Genomic DNA, 20,578 nt, shown 5'->3' on the forward strand with positions numbered 1-20,578 from the left:
CACGAAGCTAAAAGCTTAATGCTTAACGCTTAACGCGACGAAAAGTCGCAAAGTATTTCGCAGCGGCGTTCAGCGTTGGGCATTTAGCGTTGAGCCCTCTTAGTTCACGAAAGTCCAGTAAATCCCCACCCTCAGCTGCACGCCGGGATACGGATAATTTGCTGTTGCAAGATTGTTGTTGGTAAAAGAGAACCCGTTTTTGAAACTGATGGAGTTTAGATTTTCGAGACGCACATACGACACGAAGGAACGAATACGGAAGTGTAAATACGCGTCAACTTCAGGAGCCTTTAAATTAACTACACGATCGTCTTGAAAATAAAACTGTCCGAACATCGGAGAATAACCATCAGCCTTGTATGGAGAATTGTATTTTATTTCTAACCCTGTATTCAATACCAGGTTTTTAAAGCCAAGACTTCCTTCGTAACCAATCCTGTTTCTGGTATAGAACAATGGCACATTTACAGGACCGTCGCCAACTCTTTGCTGTAATGCAACCTGAGCATGCCAGATCAGGTGCCTTGTCAGTTTGAAATCCTTGTCTGCATTTACCTGTAACAGGTTAAATGGCGAAGTGGCCTGTTCGGGATGATAGTAGCCGTTGAAATAAGTAAAGTTGGTTGCAAGGAAGTATGCGCCGGATAGCCTCAATTTTAAATACGGCACATCAACGTTGCCAAAGAACTTTAAGATATTTTCTTTATTAAATGAGTTCTTAGTAAACCCGAAACTACCCTCTCCTGTAAAAATGTAAGAAGGCGTTCTGTTGGTAATTTGCGTTCCCACCTGGAGCGTACCAAATCTTCTTCCCAAATAACGCTGAAGATGGCCGTAAACACTGAAGTCTCCCGCATTATATCCGGTTGGATACAAATTACCGGCTGCTTCAAAATCCCATTTTTTATTACGTGTCTTATTACGGTATTCTCCGTGCAGGATCGTGTTGTACAACTGCCTTCCATTGGAAGTAAATGTACCTTTGAGGTTTTCAATGGAAGCACCCAACTTCAGGTACTGCTGCGAGTTATGAGAATCGGGGAATGTATAAAATGAAAAGTCGTTAATAAGCTGTGTCCATTTTTCTTCTACTATGAAATTCGTCGGCGGAGGCGCAAAGAAATCATATTTATTGACGTAAAAGGAATCTGGCGACTGATCGACAAACGCGTAATCAAACTTGTTGTACTGGATAGTGTATTCAACTCTCAGGCGAGGATAAAATAAATGTATTACAGTGGAGTCCGTTACAGTAGAATCCTTTTGTCCGAAGTCATATTGCTGTCTCAGCAAGATAGCCGAATTCTTATCCTTTGTACCGGTTGAAATTTTACTATTGAACACGGCAAAACCGGGCGCAATATAGTTTCCCAGCTGTACGGGTATGGTCACCCTGTCTTTGTAAGTAACGGTGTTCTGCAGATCTGCTTCATTCTGTATACCGCCATTTTCGGAACCCTGTAGTTTGTTTGACAATGCTATAAACTGCAGGTGGTATCTTTTATTCTTTGACTGATAGGCTGTGTTGAAGCGAATACTGCTGTGGTTGGTATTCTGATTTTTAAACCAGCCCGGAGAGTTGATCAGTCTGAACTGAAACCCTGCATTCCAGTTGGGCGTCATGTTTTGTGTATGGGTAAATCCGATGATCTGCTCTTTTTTACTTCCAAGCAAATACCCAAGTTCAGAATATGGTTTTGTTGTGGTGTAGAAACGGGTATCTTCTATTGTAAACCTGTATATATCATAAGCATGAAAGCCCGGGTCCCAGCCATCCTTCATATTTGGAGCAAAGAGCAAAGACTTGGCAGCGGCCCCATTATTACCCAGCGTCATGTAATGGGCGGGTATAGGAAAACGCTTTGTAAAATCATTAATGGAAGAATCCATTTTGCTTTGACGTGTTGTATCCAGAAAACGATATGAAATAGTCAGAGAATCTTCCAAACCTGTTCTATGGCGAAGACTGTCATTGCCACCGCCGGTACCACCACCGCCCATTCCCTTGAAGCGGTTTCCCATGTTTTGGACAGGGTTCTGCGCTGAAACTTGCATTGCAATAAGGATCATTGCAATGATGGTCATACTATATCTGAAATGCTTCAAGAGCTTTTGTTGCACCAAAACGGGAAATGTCATTTAATATGTAAAGATGTTACAGGCCGGCGATCAATCCTTTAAAAATAGTTGTTAATTTCGGCTCGGCCGCATGGGCTGCTTCCAGCACCTCTTCATGTGTGATCACATTTTCCTCCTCACGTATGCCAAGATCTGTGATTACGCTAATGGCAAATACAGGTAGTTTCATGTGTTGTGCCACGATCACTTCCTGTACAGTGCTCATGCCCACCGCATCTGCGCCTATGATGTGCAGCATTTTATACTCTGCCCTTGTTTCAAAGGTTGGACCGGTAACGCCAACGTACACACCGCTTTTTATGTCTATGCCCGCACCCGCAGCAATTGATTTTGCAGAAGCGATCAATTGTTTGCTGTATGGTTCGCTCATGTCCGGAAAACGGGTTCCCAAAGACTCTTCGTTTTTACCGATCAGCGGATTCACCTGGAACATACTGATATGATCTGTGATGATCATCAGGTCGCCCACTTTAAAATCGAGGTTCATGCCCCCCGCCGCATTGCTCAGGAAAAGTGTTTCGATGCCCAAAAGCCTCATTACACGGATTGGAAATGTCACATCCAGTGCAGAGTAACCCTCGTAAAAATGGAAACGTCCGGCCATAGCAACAATGGGCTTTCCGGCAAGCTGACCGAAAATTAGTTTTCCCTGGTGCCCTTCTACTGTTGATACCGGGAAATGCGGAATTTTATCGTAAGGGATTTCTTTTTCAACCACAATTTCTTTTACCAGGTTACCAAGGCCGCTACCTAACACAATACCAGCCAATGGTTTAGCTGAATATTGACCTTGAATGTAGGCAACTGTTTCTTTTAATTTGTCGAGTAGTGCTGACATAAATTTTGCTTTTAAAATTCCTTGTAACCTGTTGCTATGCAATTGTTTTAATAAACGCTTGCTACAAGCGGGAGCAAATATAAGAAAGCAGGGATAATTAAGAATTAGAAATTAAGAATTAAGAATTTCTTCTGAGAATCAGCCGTTAAAGGGTTCAATGTAATTAAACAATGCCACTGATTGTCACGTTAATGTCCTACGGACAAGAAGGTCTCTCTATGACATGTTCTACTGACATAAATGCCATACGGGCAATAAGACTTTTCCCGTAGGGAAACAATATCAATAGAAAGCCGTACAACCGCATATTATTGTCCTTAGGGCATTAACCTGTTGCCGAATTTCCTTTACCTAATGAAATTGAAATAGCAATTTTATTTCCGGATCAACAAAATTATTGTCGCGGCCCCATGTTTGCAATATCAACGTTAATCTGGGTCATAGAACCTGCTAAGGCTAACTTCATGGAAAAAGAAGATTATATTTAAAGTAGACCAAATAAAACCGATGAACCGTATTTACTCTGCGTTGTCAAACATTAAATTCCTCAGAAACAGCTACACTTCTAAGTTTTTGTTTATCGCATTTCTGGGCATTCATATTCCGCTTTTGGGATTGATAGGTTTAATCATCCTTCATTCACAGAATATTCCTCCGCTCTATGTTTTTGTTACTGCGCTCATTTTTACCTTGCTGGCAACAGCTGTTACTTTATATATTCTGAACAGCCTTTTGTACCCGCTTAAGCAAAGTAAAAAAACGCTGGAAGATTTTTTGAATAACAGAACATTACCTGCCCTTCCCCTTAATTACACAGATGAAGCGGGCATTTTAATGCAAAATATCTATTTGGCGCTAACTGAATTGGAAAGGCGAATAGAAGAGAAAAAAGACCTTACCCGTTTTATTTCCCATGACTTGCGTTTGCCCCTTTTGAATCTGAAAATATTCAGCAGCGAGCTGGCAGACAGCGAAACAATGAGCCCTGAGAAATCAAAAAAACTAGCCTCGATGATCGCAAAATGTGCCAATGAACAGGAGGTTCTGCTGGAGAAAGTGATTGAAATTCTTGATTATGACAGCTTGGATATTTTGTCGGATCATTTGCAAATAACCAACATCAATCATTTGATTGAGTCTTCGATCGATAGTGTGCAAAGCACTGCGGGCAAAAAGAACATCGATATCGTTTTCAATTCGGCAAAATCGCACTCAGTCAAAGCATCTCCTGCTCTTTTTACTCAGGTGATAAAAAACATTTTGACAAACTCAATCAAATTTTCGTACCCGGGATCTGTTGTACAGGTCAATATTATTCAGCAAACAAATGGCATTGACATAATTATTACGGATGACGGAGTAGGTTTTGACCCTTCACATTCCGAAAGAATTTTCGAACGGCTTACAAAAGGTCAAACCGGTACCGCCGGCGAACCCAGCACCGGAGTTGGCCTATACCTTTCCCGAAAAATCATCGATGGCCATAAGGGAACGTTAACTGCGAAAAGTGCAGGAATTGGGAAAGGAGCGACTTTTTTGGTGAGCATTCCGAGGAACTAGGAATTAGGAATTAGAAATTAGGAAATCTTCAAGGGTTACATTCCCGACAACAGTCATCGTTTGTTATGTTTAGTATTTAGATAGTTAAACATAAAGCACACAAGGGCTCACTGGACGCCCTCCTAATTTCTAATTCCTAATTCCTAATTCCTAATTGTCTAAAACCCCAGATCCTTCGCTCCACTTATCTCCGTCGAAATTTCTCCCAACAACGTATTGCCTTTATCATTTTGTCCGGTGTACACTTTTACGAAATCAATGGAGGACAATTGAATTGCCTGGCCGTTGGCGTCGACTGCCGAATCGATATTGAAAGAATTGAAATGATTTTTTGCATAGTCATCGCCGGAAGAATAGTTGTCAGCATAGCCAAATGAAAATCCGGTGTTGATATAAATAAACCCATTGTCCATTAAACCGAAAGTATTTTTCAATAGAGTTCCTGTAAATGAGATTGAATCCTGGTTTGCCGCAAACGATGGGTAATAGCTGTGGTCGTGAAAAGGATTGATCTCAACGGCACCAGTGTTGCCCAGATTATCTTTCCATTGAACATCAGCAGTCGCTTTGGGATTGTAATAAGTGATGGTATATTTCTTTTTGGTTGTTGCGGCGTTGTATTCACTTCCCGCCAGCTCGTACCATTCGTCATCGGGTAAACCGTTGCCGTTTTTATCCTGGCTCACCATTACAATGCCCGGCTCTGACCATTCCATTGGCGGCGGCAAAGGATTTCCGTAAATAGCAAGGTCATACCCCGGCTTGTTGAGAATGGAGTGATCAAATCCAAAAACAACATAGCCACCGTAAGCACCGAGATGCAACAAGGCATCGGTGCCACCGATAATTCCCTTTGGTGCATTCTTATCGCCCAACCCTTCTTCGTTTACAAACTGTCCGGGTGCAGGCAAATAATCAAACACGACGCTGATGTATCTGCCACTGCCAGCGGTAATTGGTCTTACCGGGGCTGCTACGCGCAACACGATGTTCTTCGTGAAATGGCCTTCAGCATTACCTCCGGCATACACAAGCTTGTAGTCTCCAGCCCTGGATGGTTTGTATCTAAAATCAGCAGTTTTCGAAAACAGTGAATCATTCAATTTCCAAGAATGCTCTACCTGCACATTATTACCAACGGTTGCTTTGATAATCACGCTATCGCCAAAAGCAACAGAGAGTGTGTCCGTTGTAACAGACAATGAGATCACCGGCACGGGCGATGCGTCATCTTTTTTACAGGAGTATACTGAGAAAATAATAATGGCTAAGGCAAAAAGCCAATTGAGTTTCTGATTCATCAGAATGTGTGTTTTAAGGTTTAAAAATGTTATGGTAAAAACGCGAAGTGTGCGGGAATATCACCCGCTGTTACACTCCATCTTCTTCGTCCCGCCCTGTCGAAACAATGAACAGTTCCCGGCGTAACGTAATCTTTCGCATCCGTCACATAGATGTCGCCATTGGTTCCATTAACGGCCAGGCCGTAAGGAATTTTGATTTGTTTTTGTAGGCTATCTGCAATAAAATTTTTCGAAATGATCTGTTTTTCAGGCACATTGATCAATGCATAACTCGTGACATTATCGTTAGTGACATAGCTCCACTCAACACTATACACATAGGCCGAATCTCCCTGTATGTAAATGTTTTCAGCGGCTATGTTAAACGAGTCCGTTACTTTATCTGTTCTGGTATCGATGACAAAAAGATTGGAATGAATGTCATAGTAGTCACCGCGTGATGTAACGAACAAATTGCCGTAGTTATCCTTTTTAATGTGATGCAAATTGATCGCCACATCTATCCGTTTTGCTTCTTTGAACGTAGCAAGATCAATAACAGAAACGGTTCGTTCGTAATTGGGTGGACTATATCCGCCGGAGTTGGCAACATACAACTTATTGTTTACGACAGCCATTTCTTCCGGCTGCCTGCCCACTGTTACTTTGCGGATAATTTGCAATGAAGCTGTATCAATCTCAGCAATAAAACCTTCAGGAGCATTGGCATCACCCACAATTCCCGCATAAGAACTAACGTAAGCTTTGCCGTTGGCAAATGTTACGTAACGGCAATTGGGAATATTGATCTGTCCGATTTTCTTTGCGGTATATGCCTGCAATACTTCCACTTTGTCGGACATATTGATTACTGCATAAAGCTTCGCGCCATAAATCTGTATATCGTTTCCCACATCACCCAATTCCTTTGTAGCAGCAGGATTGATCTCGTTGTAGATATTTCTTTTGTAAACACCTGTCTTAAAATCATAAAAATCCAGCGAGGCCTTATTCATGCCCATATTGCCCTCATTCAACAAATAAAAGCCGCTGCCCAACATTGAATCCGGCTGCACCTCTACTTCCTCATGATTTACAATCGACGGATCTTTGCGGCAATTTGAAAAACCAATTGCCACCAATAAAACGATCAATATTTTCTTCATTTTTTTCATTTTTTTGTCTACGAACATGTCGCCCCTCTGGGGCTATTGGTCGCTCTCTCCATTCGCCACTCAATTGAGCGATCAGGGCGAATGCGATTCGCCCCTACCATTTTCAATTTTCAACTTTCAATTTTCAATTCCCTCTAATTCCTAACTCCTAATTCCTAATTCCTAATTCAGCGCCCACCCTCCAGTACCTTCCCGGCATTGGAAAATTCAACACAACATCATAGTATTGATTGAATACATTGTTTACTTCAAGAAGAAGTTTGGCATTGAGATGTTTACAAGAAACCTTTTTCGAAAGTGAGAGATCATGCGTATACCACGGCTGTACATAGTTTACAGGAATGTTCATTTTCTGACTATAGCGCTCACCGGAATAGATAAAGCTGTAATTGAAGCACCAAGTTTTCCATAGCATGCTTACAATTGCAGAACCACTGTTTAAAGGCACGTATGGAATTTGCTGATCATAATTGTCCGCACCTGGTGTTATGTCAACAGCATGCTGGTAAGTGTATTTCACGGTAGTGTTAACAACCAGTTGCTGAAAACATTTCCACGATGTTTCGAGGCTTGCATCGATGCCATGCACTTCTACCTTGCCAAGATTCAACATCATCCAGCGATAGAGATTAGTGGTGGGCACCGCTACAATTTTATCCGTAACCGTGTTGTAATAGCCATCCACCTGCAACTGTATAAAAACAGGATTTGCGTTCGCAGCCTTCGACCATGTAAAGCCCATATCGTACTGCTTTGTATACTCCGGCCGCAACGATGTGTTGCCGATAAAAGTGTAATACAGATCATTGAATGTCGGAAGCCTGAATATGCTTTTGTAAAATCCACGAACACGCAAATTGTTTTTTGCAAAAGGCTTCCACGATGCTGATAAAAATGGCGTCAGTTTTTGCTTGTTTCCGGCCGACTCATATTCTTCCACTTTATCCCAAACCATTGTTTGCAAAGCGCCACCTTGTACAATAACATTGCTAAAATGCAAGTCACTCGCCATGGAAACCAAACCCTGGAATCTCGTCGGATAAGCAAAGCGATACAGGTTCGCATCTAATTTGTTCCACTGAAAATCGCCAGACACTGCTACATTCCACCACTTAGCAATTTTGTACTGATTGGAAGAGGAAAAATAAATTTCCTGTTGCTTGTAGCGATTATCGAGATAGCCCGTTGTTGTCACAAAATCAGGATCGAGATAGCGCATGTAATCATTGGCATACTTAACATTGAATAAGTAGTTGAAGCGCTTGTTTAGGTTGTTGCCATAGGACGCCTGCAGGAAAAAATTTCGGTCCCATTGCCTTTGCCCGCGTGAAAACTTATTGGCAACCACTGCGCCAGGCAAGCCACGTGCAGCGTCATAGAAATATGCTTTAACGCGCCACTTGCTGCTATCCTTAAGCACTCCATATAATCCGGCTTCGGCTCGCCATGCGTTGATGTCGGCGTTTTCGCGGACCGCGGTGGTGTCATACGTTCCGTTGGTGTAGCGGAATTTATATTTACCATCTGCGTTGATCCACTCTCCACTAAAAGAAGAAGAAATATTCTTACTGATCTTTTGCTCCCACAATACCGATGGATCGAAAAGCCCGAATGACCCGGTTTTAATCGCTGTTTTTAAATGATATCTTTCTTTCCCAAATTCCGGCGTGCGCGATTGCAAGTAGATGGAAGCCGCTGAAGCAAAGGCTTTGGCCGGTTGAAATATCTCGCTCCGTTGTGCATTGTACAAAGAAATTTCATCCATGTTATCCAATGAAAATTTGCCAAGATCAACCTGTCCGTTTTGCGCATTGCCCAATTGCACACCATCATAAAAAACACCCGTGTGGTTGCTTCCCATGCTACGTGTATCAACAGTTTTCAACCCGCCAATACCGCCATAATCCTTCAACTGCACACCGGAAAAATACCGGATCGCATCTGCAACAGAAAGACTGTTCATGTTCTGCAAGGCCTCTCCTTTCAACGATTGTACGGGTGTAACAGATTTGTTTTGCAGCAGCATTTTGGTCCTGACCGTTACTTCTTCCAATACACGGATCTTTATCGAATCTTGCGAATGTCGCGCGGAGTCATTTTGCTTCTGCGCAAATGCGCTGCGCTGATTTGTTGCGAACAACAATATCATTGACAACACATTTGCCACAAAAGCCTTATGGTTTTTCATTAAGAACATTACTATTAGTTGAATAACATTAAACCAGGGAAATAGAAATATTCATAAGACACTGTCTTATCCAAATTCCCTGTTGATGCATTGTAGAAGTACAGGCTGTTGTATTTGTAATTTTGTCCGTAACCGGATTGTACTGCAGTAACCACAACCTGGTTGGTCAGTGGATTGTAGCGCGTTGCGCATCCATATAACTCTTTGCCGGTTGGCAGTGTAGCAAATGGATTTTGCAGGGAAGCTGCGTTTCCAATGACATATTTGTAAAAGCTTGTGCCACTTGAACCCCATGATTTTTCTTTGGCTATGAAAATCGCATTCTCAGTTGCCGAAAAAGTAAGCGAGCCAGATGTCCATGCACCCCATGTATTGGCAGCAGAGAAAGGCAATGTAACTTTTGTGGTATCAAGTGTTGAAGAATTGATTTTTACAAGCGATGTTCCTCCGGCAACCCACACACTTCCATCACTGCCGGTCGTGAAGCCTTCAGTCAAACCACCGATCTTCTTTGCAACGCTGTAATCGCTTTTGTTGAGTACCACAACACCTTCCGTTTGCGTAAGTGCAAAAATATAGTTGCCCTGCATGATGATGTTGCCTACCTGCCCGCTCACACTGGAAAGCTTTGTACCAATTGCCAATGTTTGCAGGTTCAAAGGATAGATGCCGCTTTGTGTAGTAATCAATCCTGTTGTACTGTCGATGCCAAGAAATGCACGTCCATTGGCAGGCAATGATTCTATGCGACCCACTTCTACCAAAGACTTTGAGTCGGTAACAACGAATGGTCCTTGCTTTGAAACAAGATAGAAACGGCCATTGAAAACAGCGCCAAATTCAGTGGTAGTGCCGAGTTGTTTTCCGGGATTTTCTTTCGCATAAACATTCTGTTCGATCGTGTCACTGCCGTAGCGGTAAAAATTTACACCACCGTTTTCATGACCGAACCAACCTTCATTCACAATCAGAATACCGTTTTCATATTTACCCAGAACATAGATCTGATAGTTTGCAGACGCTTGTCCGGTGGTATTGCTGGCCGTAAAGTTGATAAGGTATTTACCCGCGGCATCAGGCTTGAAGGTCAAAGTAGAATCAGTGCCAGCTTGCGTTCCATTTACTTTCCACGAATAACTTGTGGTTGTTCTGTCGCTTAGTTTTGGATACAACAAAAGACTGCCACCAATGGTGATGGTGTCTTTACCATCTTTGATACTGTTGTCAACGATCTGCGGCAAAGGCTGTTTGTAATCGTTGTTCTTGTTACACGCAACGATGGAAAACATAATCACCGACAGAGGCAAGACAATACGTTTGCCCAATGACCTTAAGGTGTACATAGTGTGCATTTTATTTGTTTCAAATTTTAATTGACACAAGATGGCACACTGATTTACATCTATACTGTTACATATCTTGCGAAACATTTTTTTCGCAAAACACATAGCAATACACTAAACTAACCCAACGGTTAATTACAGATGTAGCTGCAAGGAAAACTTAATGAATAAGCATTTTTGTTTGCTAATCATTCACGCTTCTATCCCCGAAAGCAATGAATCAGTATGATGCTAAAGGCAGGTCTTCTGGCTCGTTCCCTTTTGTCGGTCTTCCCGTTACAACGCTTGGTAACAGTGACTTTGAAGTGACATCAGTAACAGAACTTACAGCTGCGGGACAGCTCCGGATTTACACCGGATTCCCTTTTAATCCTTCATTCATTGTTGTGAATAAAAGAACCAAATAGCGGTGCAAATATAGTGGGGAATTTGAAATGCAACATTATTTATTTGCATTAGTTGAGAATTGAGAATGGAGAGTTGAAAGCACGATCAACTCTCAACTCTCCATTCTCAATTCTCAACTAATTCAACTCCACCGGTGGTCTTTGTTTCGGTATAACAATTTGCGAACTTAAGTTGGGAGCTATTTTTTTGATCGTTTCGATTGGTTTGTTGTTGGCATCGAGAAACGTCCAGTTCAAACCGTTGTCAGATGAGAATGCAATGAGAGAGGAGGTAGACATAACCTTTTTGGATTGAACCGTCATATACAAGTGTTGGAGGACCGTGCATTGCAGTTCTTTTCCGTTGCGGAAAATATGCGAGGGAGAATCCACTTTTATATCGTCTATTTTAAATCCTTGTTTTTTCATGCCCGAAATTTCCTTTTCTATCAATGTTGCCATTTCGTTGTACCCGCCGGAAATTTGAACAAGTTTCGGATAAGTAAATTTTGTAAATGCCCTGTAGTCTTCCTTCAGCAATGCCTGGGCCATTTTCATCGCCTGCTGTTGCATAATGTTTAGCAGCGTGTCTTCGTCCTTAACCTGGCTATATCCTACCATAACAAAAGAACTAAAAAGGATTATGCAGGCAACAAGTTTTCTCATGAAATATAAGTTAGGGGGTGACGCCAATTAATCTGTAAAAAAAGCAACTTTTTCGGTATTTCAAAAATAATAACTGAATAACTGAGTAACTGAGTGTTCAAATGTCGCAGAGCAAAATCGAAAATCAACCGCTCAGCTATTCAATTCTTCAATCATTCAGTTATTAAAAAAGCACCATCACTGGTGCTTCAATATTTTCAGTAGCGGTTGGCTACTCTTCCCCGCGTATTACAAACTGCGAAAGAGGCGGATAATAGAGCATTTTTTTCCAGTCAACTGAAAAAATCCGTTCAAGTGCCTGCTTTACATCTTTCAGGGAAGATGGTTTCACTGCATACAAATTAGAACCTGCGCGGTAGCAAAATTCGATCGTTTCCATGTCTTTCAGTGAGGAATAAACGATAATCGGCAGAGAGTCGAATTTCGAATCGGCTCTTATTTCCTTGATGCATTGACGACCGTCTCTGCATGGCATTAATATATCAAGAAACAAAAGATCCGGATGCTTTTCGTTAAGCATTTTCATTAAGACATCCCCGTTTTCAGCCCTGCTTAAAATAACCCGGACAGACAATTCTTCTACTGCTAAGGAAAAAATCAGATAATCGTCATCGTCGTCTTCGGCTATCAAAACATTCGTTGAGGGGTTTACATTTATCATGGGCTTGTCTCGTTTTACTTGACTATAAATCGTCTATCAAATTAGGTTTCAAAAACTAAAATAACTGTTATCTTTTATAACAATCATAATATTTGCGCCAAATATGGTGCCAGTAATAAGGCACACACCGAAGTAACGGTAAAACGAGTGAATTAATGTGTCGAGCACTTTTTTTAATTGAGGAAATAAATGACCATAAAATGCAAAAAGCTGAACGCCCAACGCAAAACGCCTAACGCTTAGGTGCAGCACACAAAGGCGTTAGGCGTTTAGGCATTCAGCGTTAAGCAGCGCCATTACTTTCCTGCGACTGCACCCTCCGGTATTTCATCGCTTGCGTTGATGATGACAACATCACCTTTTTGCAAGTTCCCAAACACTTCTTCGCTATCGGCTGATTGATTTCCGGTAGTAACGTCTACTTTGGAAATGATATCGTTTTTCAGCACCAGCACATATTTGCGTTCAGTAGAAGTAACCACGGCACTCTTCGGCACTTTGAAAGCCTGCATACTGCCATTGGCACGCAGCAACACATCCGCATACATACCGGGCGCCAAAACGCCATCTTTGTTCACCACATCGATCTCCACTTTTTCTGTTCGGTATTGCGTATTTACATCGCTCGCCCTTCTCACAATTTTTCCCGCCAGCTTTTTACCATTTAAAGCGTTTACATAAAATGAAATCGTGTCGTTGATCTTCATTTGGGTAGAAAATAATTCAGGAACACTCACCTGCAATCTTAAATGCTCAACCTGCTTCAATTCCAGCATGGCGGTATTTTTTTCAGCAGCACTTACCAATGCACCGGGATGCACATTACGCTCGGTGATTATGCCCGTAAACGGCGCGGTAACGTTCAGGTATGCGAGCATTTGCTCTTGTCTTTGCCAATTCGCTTTTTCGGCATTGCAAAGCGAACTATCAGCCTCCATCTTCGCTCTTGCGGTAGAGAGATCGAGCGGCGAAATGGCACCAGCAGTGCGTGATGCTTCCAGCAAGCGCATGTAATTTTCCTTATCTATTGCAAACCCTGATTTGCTTTTTGCATAGGTTTCCTTTGCCTGCAAAGATGCGTCGATCAATTCCGGCGCTTCGAGTGTCATCAGCAATTGGCCCTGCTTCACTTTGCTGCCGATATCTACCAGCACGCTTTTCACGTATCCGTTTACTTTAGGAAAAATGCTCACTTCCTGGTAAGCTGCCAGTTGTGCAGGCAATTTTACTGTAGATGAAATGCCACCCTGCTCTACGGTTGCGGTTGCATAAGCAGGTGCACTTTCTTTTTTCTCGCTTTTCTTTTCCTGGTTCTGCGCCGTGGAGCAAGCTGCAAAAACTATGATAGGAAATATATAAATGATTGCTTTTTTCATCTTTTATTTTTTGTCTTTTATTTTATGGTGAACACTTAATGCACAAAGGTGCGTTTAGCGTTAGCCAATGTGCATTATGCGTTTTCAGGTAATAATGAAGGGGGTTCGAATGTTTTTTTCTGCTGTATCCAACCGTACACAAGAGGAACGATCAGCAATGCGGCAAATGTTGAAGCGATCAACCCGCCAATTACTGCCCGCCCGAGTGGCGCTGACTGATCACCGGATTCTCCGAGGCCACTGGCCATTGGTATCATACCCGCGATCATAGCGAGACTTGTCATCAAAATGGGACGCAAACGTATACTGGCCGCAACTGATGCCGCTTTGAATGCATCTTTGTACTCAATCCGCAGGGCTTCTGCATTGGTAACAATCAGGATCGCATTTGCCACGGACACGCCTGTTGACATGATGATGCCCATGTAAGATTGCAGGTTGAGTGTAGCGCCTGTTGCCAACAATAGAAGCATAGAACCCAATAACACCGCGGGCACGGTTGACAATACTGCAACCGACAATCCAAACGACTGATAGTTGGCAGCGAGCAACAATAGAATTACAATGATTGCTGCAATTAAACCGCTTTGCAAGGAACCAAGTGTTTCAACAAGCAAAGAAGACATGCCCTTTATTTCTGTCACCAAACCAACAGGCGGTTTGCCTGCCTCATCAATTTCATTTTGAACAGCAGCGGTTGCAGTTCCCAGATCCTTATTAAAAATATTGGCGCTAATGGTAACAAATCTTCTGGGGCCGCTCCTGTCGTATTCGCCTGGCACCTTCGTGTTGTTAACCATTGCAACATCTGACAGTACAGGTCTTGACTGGCCCTTAACCAACGGAATGGCCTGCATTTGCTCCATCGAGTTCATCATGTATTCAGGCACCTGAACTTGTGTTTGATAAGTGTACGAACTGTTTTCATCGAGCCACAGATTCTTGTTGGTAAATCTGCTGGAAGAAGTTGCATCAGTAATGCTTCGTGTGACATTATCGATGGTCAGGCCCATTTGCGCGAGCTTCAAACGATCCACTGTTATGTTCACTGAAGGAAAATCAAGCGGTTGCTGAATTTGCACATCGCGGAGATAATTGATCGATTTTAGATTGCTAACAATCTTATCCGCATACGCCCTGATGTCTTTCATATTTTTTCCTGCAACTCTAACTTCGATAGGCGTTGAAGCACCTTGCGCCATTATCTTCTCCGTCAGTTCGATAGGCTCGAAGGAAATGCGCAGCTGCGGATATTTAGCGGCAATTTCTTTGCGCAATGTTTCTTTCAACTGATCCATTTTTACCTTGTAGTCCTCATCAAGATTGACTTGTATTACGGCTTCATGTGTTCCTGCATTGAACACATATAGATTGCTTGTACCAAAACTGCTCGGCACCAATCCGACAAATGCAGATGAAATGTCTATGTGGCCATCTACTGTTTTATCGATAATATTCAACACATCTTTCGTAGTGCGTTCCGTCACTTCAAGCCTTGTACCATCCGGTTGTTTGATGCGCAATTGCAACTGACCAGAGTTTGTTTTAGGCAAGAGATCTTTACCAATGACAAAATAACAAACACCTGCCGCCGCCAATACCAGTAATACGTACAGCGATACGATAAGCTGTCTTCGTTTCATCCAACCATCGAGTTTTGTTTGCAACGACATTTTCAGGCGTTGAAAAAAACCATTTTCATGACCGCGTTTTGCATCCTGCAAATTGTGTTCATTCACTTCATCTACTTCTTCGGCATTCAACGCGAGCCCTGCATGTGCATGATCCTGCGAATGATGATATTGAAACATCTCCGCCTTTAGCAACCAATTGCTGATAACAGGAACCAATGTTTGTGCTGCAATAAAGGAGACGATCATGGCGAATGCAATGGACAATGACAGGGGCAGAAACATCGCTTTGGGAACGCCAGACATGACAAAAGCCGGAGCAAACACTGCAAGAATACACAACAAAATAAGCATCAACGGAAGCGTAATTTCAGTACATGCATCATAGATTGCCTGCCGTTTTGATTTGCCCATTTCCAAATGCTGGTGAATGTTTTCAATCGTTACTGTTGCCTGGTCCACGAGGATACCAATCGCGAGTGAAAGACCGCTCAGCGTCATGATATTGATGGTTTGTCCGCACAATTTCAAAAAGAAAACGGCACTTAATATTGCTACGGGAATGGTAACGATCACTACGAGACTGCTTCGCCAGTCGCGCAGGAACAGCAGCACCATCAATCCCGTGAGAATAGCGCCCAGTATGCCTTCTGTCATCAGGCTTTTGGCAGAGTTCATTACAAACACCGATTGGTCAAATGCATAAGTGATCTTCACATCATCCGGCAAAAGGCTTTGCATTTCGGGAATTTTCTTTTTCAATGTTTGTACAACATCCCAGGTAGATGCATCTGCAGTTTTTACAACAGGAATATACACGGAGCGTTTGCCATTTACCAACGCATAAGAAACAGTAACATCGGCAGCATCTGCCACTGATGCAACATCCCTTACAAACAGCGTGGAAGCGCCATTGCTCCTGAGCGGGATATCTTCAAACGCCTGGACTTTGTTCTCCAATGAATTCACTGATGTTACAAACATGGTGCTATCGATTCGGATATTTCCCGAGGGGCTGATCGCATTATTTTTTGCGATGGCCTCCACCACTTCGTCCGGCGACATGTTCACTGTGCGTAATTTTTGCGGATCAACATTGATCACAACCGTTCTTGCATTGGACCCAAATGGCGGTGCTGACGACATGCCAGGAACCGTTGCAAACATTGGCCTCACGCGTGTCAGCGCAAGGTCAAATATTTCTTTAAGCGACCGTGTTTTGCTGCTGAACACCAACTCTCCTACCGGCAGCGAAGAGGCATCGAAACGAATCACCTGCGGCGGCAATGCGCCCGGCGGAAAAAATGCCTGTGTCCTGCTCACCTGCAAAGCCACTTGCGCAGAGGCTTCGGCCATATCCGTTCCCTCATAAAAACTCAGCTTAATAAGCGAAAGCCCTTGTATGCTTTTGCTTTCAATGTTTTTTACACCATTGATGTACAGGAACTGATCCTGCATACGTGTGGCAAAAAATCCTTCCATTTGTTTCGCCGACATGCCGCCATATTGCTCAATTACGTAAATGGTAGGTGAATTCAGTTTTGGAAAAATATCAATAGGAATTGTGCGAACGGCTAATACAGAAAAAAGTAAAAGCCCAATAAACAAAACCAATATGGTAATTGGTTTTTTCAAAGCCATCTTTACCATGGTTAATTATTTTACGGATTGAATAAATTGATCAAGATTGCCTGTGGCTGCGGCTTTATCAAGGTTTGCCAGCAACCAGTCGCTCAGTGTACGCACATAATCTGTTTGCGATCTGTACAATACATACGATGCATTGGTGAGATCGATCAGATTGATGATACCTGCTTTGTACTGCGCTCTTTTTTGATTGTAGGTATCTGTTGATGATTTGATCTGAACAGGAATTTCCTTCAAATTTTTATAGGCAGTATTGATGGCTTCGTTTGCCTGTGCATTTGCATTTTGCAGTGCCAAACGCTGCTGCTGCAAAGCATAGTCGCTTGCCTGTGCATTGTATTTGCTTACAGCCAGTTCATCTCTTTTATGCACACCATTAAAAAGATCGTATGATAAAGTAAGCCCCGCCATATAATTGACACGCTGGTAACCAAGGCCAGAGGGATCTGTTTTAAAATTGCCATTGTAATCAATACCCGAGCCTCTTGCCCATGTGCTTGCAGACAACAACACTTTCGGCATGTAACTTTTCTTTACCAATGCCTCTGTTGCTTCGTAAACTTTCTTTTGCTTCTCGTAATAATCAGTCAGTGGATTTTGCGCACTGTCAGCCTGCAACAATATCGCCTGCACAGATTGGTTATAATCCTTCTTTCCAGTAGTATCCATACTCAGGTTATACTGTGGAATGCCGGTGAGAAAAGACAACTGCTGCTGCAACTGGAAAACCTGCCCCAGTGTTTGATTGTAGTTGATACGCGTTTTGGACAGCTCTGCCAACGCCATCGAAGAATCGGCGCCGGCCTTGATACCACTGAGCGTAACGGCTTGTATCACTTTATAGATCTCTTCATTGCGCTTTACATTCTGCGCATCCACTTCAAGTTGATAGGTATTTTTTTTCAGGTCAAAATACAATTTCGCAATCTGCCATTTCAGGAGATAAATTTCTTTTTCAAGATCTGAGTTGTTAACATCGGCATACATTTTTGCCTGCTCGACCTTTGCATTCTTTAAACCGAAATTGATCAAATTGTATTGACCGTATAAAATGGCAATATTGCCAAAGGCAGACTGATAATCATTGCTGCTCCTTATTCCGGAAGATGTAGAAGGAATGATGCCAAAGGACCAGTATGAACCGGGCACTCCATTATCGGTGCCTAAGGTCAGCTCATCGGCCACCACTGCCGACGGCAAAAAATTATGACGAACATTATCTACCTGCGCATTTGCACTTTTAACAAGCGCTCTTTTTTGATCGAGTATCGGCAGGTGATGTACTGCGGAATCAATTAAATTTTGCAGGGATACTGATTGTACCTGCGCCAAAGACAACAAAGGAGTCATACACACAATGATGTATACAGTCAACTTTGCTGCTTTACTTCGTAAAACAAGCATAAAACTTTTTCTTTTGATTAATAAAATAGAGAACCGGAATTAATCAAAAGCGGGCGGGCCCCGTAACGATAAGCAGTAAGGATAATTGATGGGAACATCGAAGAAGAATTGCTGCCATTCTTTTTCAATTGAGCAAAATGGCTTTTCAACCTCGACTGTTAAAGGAAGAATTGCAACAAAATCAGCAGCCTGGTAACGCTTGTTTAGCTTTGCCAATGCCTTTGTTTCCTTTCCTTTTTGAGAAATAGTAAACCCGTGGGATTGTTTTGCGGAAGATAAAGTTGGATAATCATTGTAAGCACAAGCAATGAAACTTGCCTGTACCTGTACGAAATAGAATATGCTGAAAACGAGTAGTAACAGCACTTTGAATGGAGTCCTATGGGTAAATATTCTATTTGGCACGGGTCAAAATTAATTGATTCACTCAAAACTTCGCTCCTTCGCTGTAATAAAATAAAGTTACAGCTCATTAAATAACATGCAGTTAACATGCTGGCTTGAATGTTGTATATTACGCGAAGGGTTAGTCGTCAGTGATGCGCGATGTGCAATTGTCACTATTGTTGTGAATTTCTGTTTATTTGAAAGCAAAATAAAAACACTAAGGCACTAAGGAAACACTAAGCTTCACTAAGGATAGTTTGTAGTTTAGACTTTTCTTAGTGCGGCTTAGTGTACTTAGTGCCTCAGTGGTAAAGAGTCGAGCGTTACATCTCTACGAATTTCGTACGTCGCACACAACATCTCAACAACAAAACAGTTTGTTTTATGAAAACATATATCTCTGCATTTGTCTTGCTTTCAACGATTATTGTGGCATGCAACAATGAACCCAAGAGTAGCGACAAAGACACTAAAAGCGACAATGCCACACTCTTCAAACACGTCACGCTAATTGACGGGAATGGAGGCGCCCCCATTGAAAACACAGACATTCTTGTGCAGGGAGATTCCATTGCGGCGGTCGGTCCGAACCAGCATGTTGACGACGCAAAAGAAATTGATCTGAAAGGCAAAACGATTATGCCCGCGATCATCAGCACGCATGTGCATGTGGGCAACCTGAAAGGTTCGAGCACAAGTGGTTCTTTCTATACAAGAGAAAATATTTTGCGACAGCTCAAGCAATACGAAGACTATGGAGTGACCAATATTTTAGTGATGGGCACGGACAGGCCGATGCTTTTTCAAAGTGGATTGAGAGACTCGTCTCTAACAGGCTTGCTGCCCGGAGCACGTTACCACAGTGCGGGATATGGCTTTGGCGTTCCCAATGGCGCGCCACCGTTGGGCATGTCGATGGACATGGTTTTTCGACCAGCAACTGCTGCGGACGTAGCGAAAGAAATGGACAGCGTTGCTACTGTAAAACCGGATGTAATTAAAATGTGGGTGGATGATTTTGGCGGCAAGTTTCCCAAAATGAATCCTTCCATTTACAAAGCGATTATTGACGAAGCCCATAAACACGATCTCCGCGTAGCTTCTCATGTGTATTATTTGGACGACGCTAAAAAACTTGTTGCTGACGGTGTGGATATTCTCGCACACAGCATTCGCGACAAAGTCATTGACGACACACTGATCCAGCAAATGAAGGCGAAAAAAGTAATGTACATTCCTACCCTTTCGCTTGATGAATTTGCTTACATCTATGCACGCAAGGCAGATTGGCTAAATGATACCTTCTTCAAAAAATCTCTGGAGCCGGGTGTGTATGAAATGATCACGTCGCAGAAATACCAGGACGATTTAAGGAAGTCGCCCGACCTTGCGAAGAACGAAGCAGCCCTTCAAACTGTACTACGCAACGTAAAGAAATTGCATGATGCAGGCATTCTTATTTCCCTGGGCACCGACTCCGGTGCTACGCCCATCCGTGCGCAAGGCTTTTCAGAGCACCTTGAAATGGAATTGCTGGTACAGGCAGGATTGACGCCGCTGCAAGCAATTACTATCGCCACGAAAAACGCTGCTACCCTTTTAAAGATCGATGATAAATTTGGCACAATTGAAAAAGGTAAGACCGCTGATTTTATAGTGCTTGATGCGAATCCTGTGGGGGATATTAAGAACACGAGAAAGATCTTTGCGGTGTATAAGGCCGGCGAGAAAAACTAGGTGGCGCCTTCGGCGCTGTTTTTTCACCACTAAGACACTAAGGACACTAAGTTTCACTAAGGGTTGTCTAAAGTGTAGGTTTTCTTAGTGAGGCTTAGTGCCCTTAGTGCCTCCTATGTTTGTAAAACGGGAAAAGATCTTTGAGAAATAGTTAAAT

At 42.7% G+C, this 20,578-nt stretch carries 14 protein-coding genes and 1 riboswitch; of the genes, 2 read left to right on the forward strand and 12 right to left on the reverse strand.

Translation table 11 applies throughout. The features are described 5' to 3' along the window. Positions 1-99: 99 nt before the first annotated feature. Both KTO63_RS17585 and KTO63_RS17590 read right to left on the reverse strand, forming a co-directional pair. Positions 100-2,139, reverse strand: coding sequence for a putative porin (locus KTO63_RS17585; protein ID WP_217792790.1), 2,040 nt, complete (start codon positions 2,137-2,139; stop codon positions 100-102). A gap of 16 nt (positions 2,140-2,155) precedes the next feature. Continuing rightward, complete coding sequence (locus KTO63_RS17590) at positions 2,156-2,977, reverse strand: purine-nucleoside phosphorylase (RefSeq protein WP_217792791.1); 822 nt, start codon at positions 2,975-2,977, stop codon at positions 2,156-2,158. 507 nt (positions 2,978-3,484) lie between these two features. On the opposite strand from KTO63_RS17590, the gene KTO63_RS17595 reads away from it, so the two are divergent. Then, positions 3,485-4,537 (forward strand): sensor histidine kinase, encoded by a 1,053-nt coding sequence (locus KTO63_RS17595; RefSeq protein WP_217792792.1) that lies wholly within the window; start codon positions 3,485-3,487, stop codon positions 4,535-4,537. 158 nt (positions 4,538-4,695) lie between these two features. On the opposite strand, the gene KTO63_RS17600 is transcribed toward KTO63_RS17595, so the two are convergent. From KTO63_RS17600 to KTO63_RS17645, 10 genes are all read right to left on the reverse strand, one after another. Continuing rightward, a complete protein-coding gene (locus KTO63_RS17600) occupies positions 4,696-5,838 on the reverse strand; it encodes a PKD-like domain-containing protein (protein WP_217792793.1) in 1,143 nt (380 codons plus the stop codon). Positions 5,839-5,867: 29 nt separating this feature from the next. Beyond that, the gene (locus tag KTO63_RS17605) at positions 5,868-6,986 is read right to left on the reverse strand and encodes a YncE family protein (RefSeq protein ID WP_232373226.1); all 1,119 of its coding nucleotides are present in this window, start codon (positions 6,984-6,986) and stop codon (positions 5,868-5,870) included. Between the two features lie 157 nt (positions 6,987-7,143). Next, the gene (locus KTO63_RS17610) at positions 7,144-9,183 is read right to left on the reverse strand and encodes a TonB-dependent receptor (RefSeq protein WP_217792795.1); all 2,040 of its coding nucleotides are present in this window, start codon (positions 9,181-9,183) and stop codon (positions 7,144-7,146) included. Positions 9,184-9,197: 14 nt separating this feature from the next. Next, complete coding sequence (locus KTO63_RS17615) at positions 9,198-10,526, reverse strand: DUF5074 domain-containing protein (RefSeq protein WP_217792796.1); 1,329 nt, start codon at positions 10,524-10,526, stop codon at positions 9,198-9,200. 219 nt (positions 10,527-10,745) lie between these two features. Continuing rightward, positions 10,746-10,946, reverse strand: a riboswitch (cobalamin riboswitch). Positions 10,947-11,050: 104 nt separating this feature from the next. Then, positions 11,051-11,578: a hypothetical protein gene (locus tag KTO63_RS17620; protein ID WP_217792797.1), complete on the reverse strand. Its 528-nt coding sequence runs from the start codon at positions 11,576-11,578 to the stop codon at positions 11,051-11,053. Between the two features lie 211 nt (positions 11,579-11,789). Then, positions 11,790-12,239, reverse strand: coding sequence for a response regulator (locus tag KTO63_RS17625; RefSeq protein ID WP_217792798.1), 450 nt, complete (start codon positions 12,237-12,239; stop codon positions 11,790-11,792). 296 nt (positions 12,240-12,535) lie between these two features. Beyond that, positions 12,536-13,615, reverse strand: a complete 1,080-nt coding sequence (locus KTO63_RS17630; RefSeq protein ID WP_217792799.1) for an efflux RND transporter periplasmic adaptor subunit — start codon at positions 13,613-13,615, stop codon at positions 12,536-12,538. A 74-nt stretch (positions 13,616-13,689) separates the two neighbouring features. Further along, positions 13,690-16,896: an efflux RND transporter permease subunit gene (locus tag KTO63_RS17635; protein WP_217792800.1), complete on the reverse strand. Its 3,207-nt coding sequence runs from the start codon at positions 16,894-16,896 to the stop codon at positions 13,690-13,692. Positions 16,897-16,902: 6 nt separating this feature from the next. Next, positions 16,903-18,297: a TolC family protein gene (locus tag KTO63_RS17640; RefSeq protein WP_217792801.1), complete on the reverse strand. Its 1,395-nt coding sequence runs from the start codon at positions 18,295-18,297 to the stop codon at positions 16,903-16,905. A gap of 39 nt (positions 18,298-18,336) precedes the next feature. Then, positions 18,337-18,702: a hypothetical protein gene (locus KTO63_RS17645; protein ID WP_217792802.1), complete on the reverse strand. Its 366-nt coding sequence runs from the start codon at positions 18,700-18,702 to the stop codon at positions 18,337-18,339. 366 nt (positions 18,703-19,068) lie between these two features. On the opposite strand from KTO63_RS17645, the gene KTO63_RS17650 reads away from it, so the two are divergent. Then, a complete protein-coding gene (locus KTO63_RS17650) occupies positions 19,069-20,421 on the forward strand; it encodes an amidohydrolase family protein (protein ID WP_217792803.1) in 1,353 nt (450 codons plus the stop codon). Positions 20,422-20,578: the final 157 nt, after the last annotated feature.

The sequence above is a fragment of the Pinibacter aurantiacus genome (genome assembly GCF_019130065.1).
Classification (GTDB): Bacteria; Bacteroidota; Bacteroidia; order Chitinophagales; family Chitinophagaceae; genus Pinibacter; species Pinibacter aurantiacus.

Coding starts and splice junctions, on each gene's coding strand:
- KTO63_RS17610 (WP_217792795.1), bottom strand. CDS start 9,183: ATGAAAAACCATAAGGCTTTTGTGGCAAATGTGTTGTCAATGATATTG.
- KTO63_RS17635 (WP_217792800.1), bottom strand. CDS start 16,896: ATGGTAAAGATGGCTTTGAAAAAACCAATTACCATATTGGTTTTGTTT.
- KTO63_RS17620 (WP_217792797.1), bottom strand. CDS start 11,578: ATGAGAAAACTTGTTGCCTGCATAATCCTTTTTAGTTCTTTTGTTATG.
- KTO63_RS17640 (WP_217792801.1), bottom strand. CDS start 18,297: ATGCTTGTTTTACGAAGTAAAGCAGCAAAGTTGACTGTATACATCATT.
- KTO63_RS17625 (WP_217792798.1), bottom strand. CDS start 12,239: ATGATAAATGTAAACCCCTCAACGAATGTTTTGATAGCCGAAGACGAC.
- KTO63_RS17600 (WP_217792793.1), bottom strand. CDS start 5,838: ATGAATCAGAAACTCAATTGGCTTTTTGCCTTAGCCATTATTATTTTC.
- KTO63_RS17630 (WP_217792799.1), bottom strand. CDS start 13,615: ATGAAAAAAGCAATCATTTATATATTTCCTATCATAGTTTTTGCAGCT.
- KTO63_RS17590 (WP_217792791.1), bottom strand. CDS start 2,977: ATGTCAGCACTACTCGACAAATTAAAAGAAACAGTTGCCTACATTCAA.
- KTO63_RS17650 (WP_217792803.1), top strand. CDS start 19,069: ATGAAAACATATATCTCTGCATTTGTCTTGCTTTCAACGATTATTGTG.
- KTO63_RS17585 (WP_217792790.1), bottom strand. CDS start 2,139: ATGACATTTCCCGTTTTGGTGCAACAAAAGCTCTTGAAGCATTTCAGA.
- KTO63_RS17605 (WP_232373226.1), bottom strand. CDS start 6,986: ATGAAGAAAATATTGATCGTTTTATTGGTGGCAATTGGTTTTTCAAAT.
- KTO63_RS17615 (WP_217792796.1), bottom strand. CDS start 10,526: ATGTACACCTTAAGGTCATTGGGCAAACGTATTGTCTTGCCTCTGTCG.
- KTO63_RS17595 (WP_217792792.1), top strand. CDS start 3,485: ATGAACCGTATTTACTCTGCGTTGTCAAACATTAAATTCCTCAGAAAC.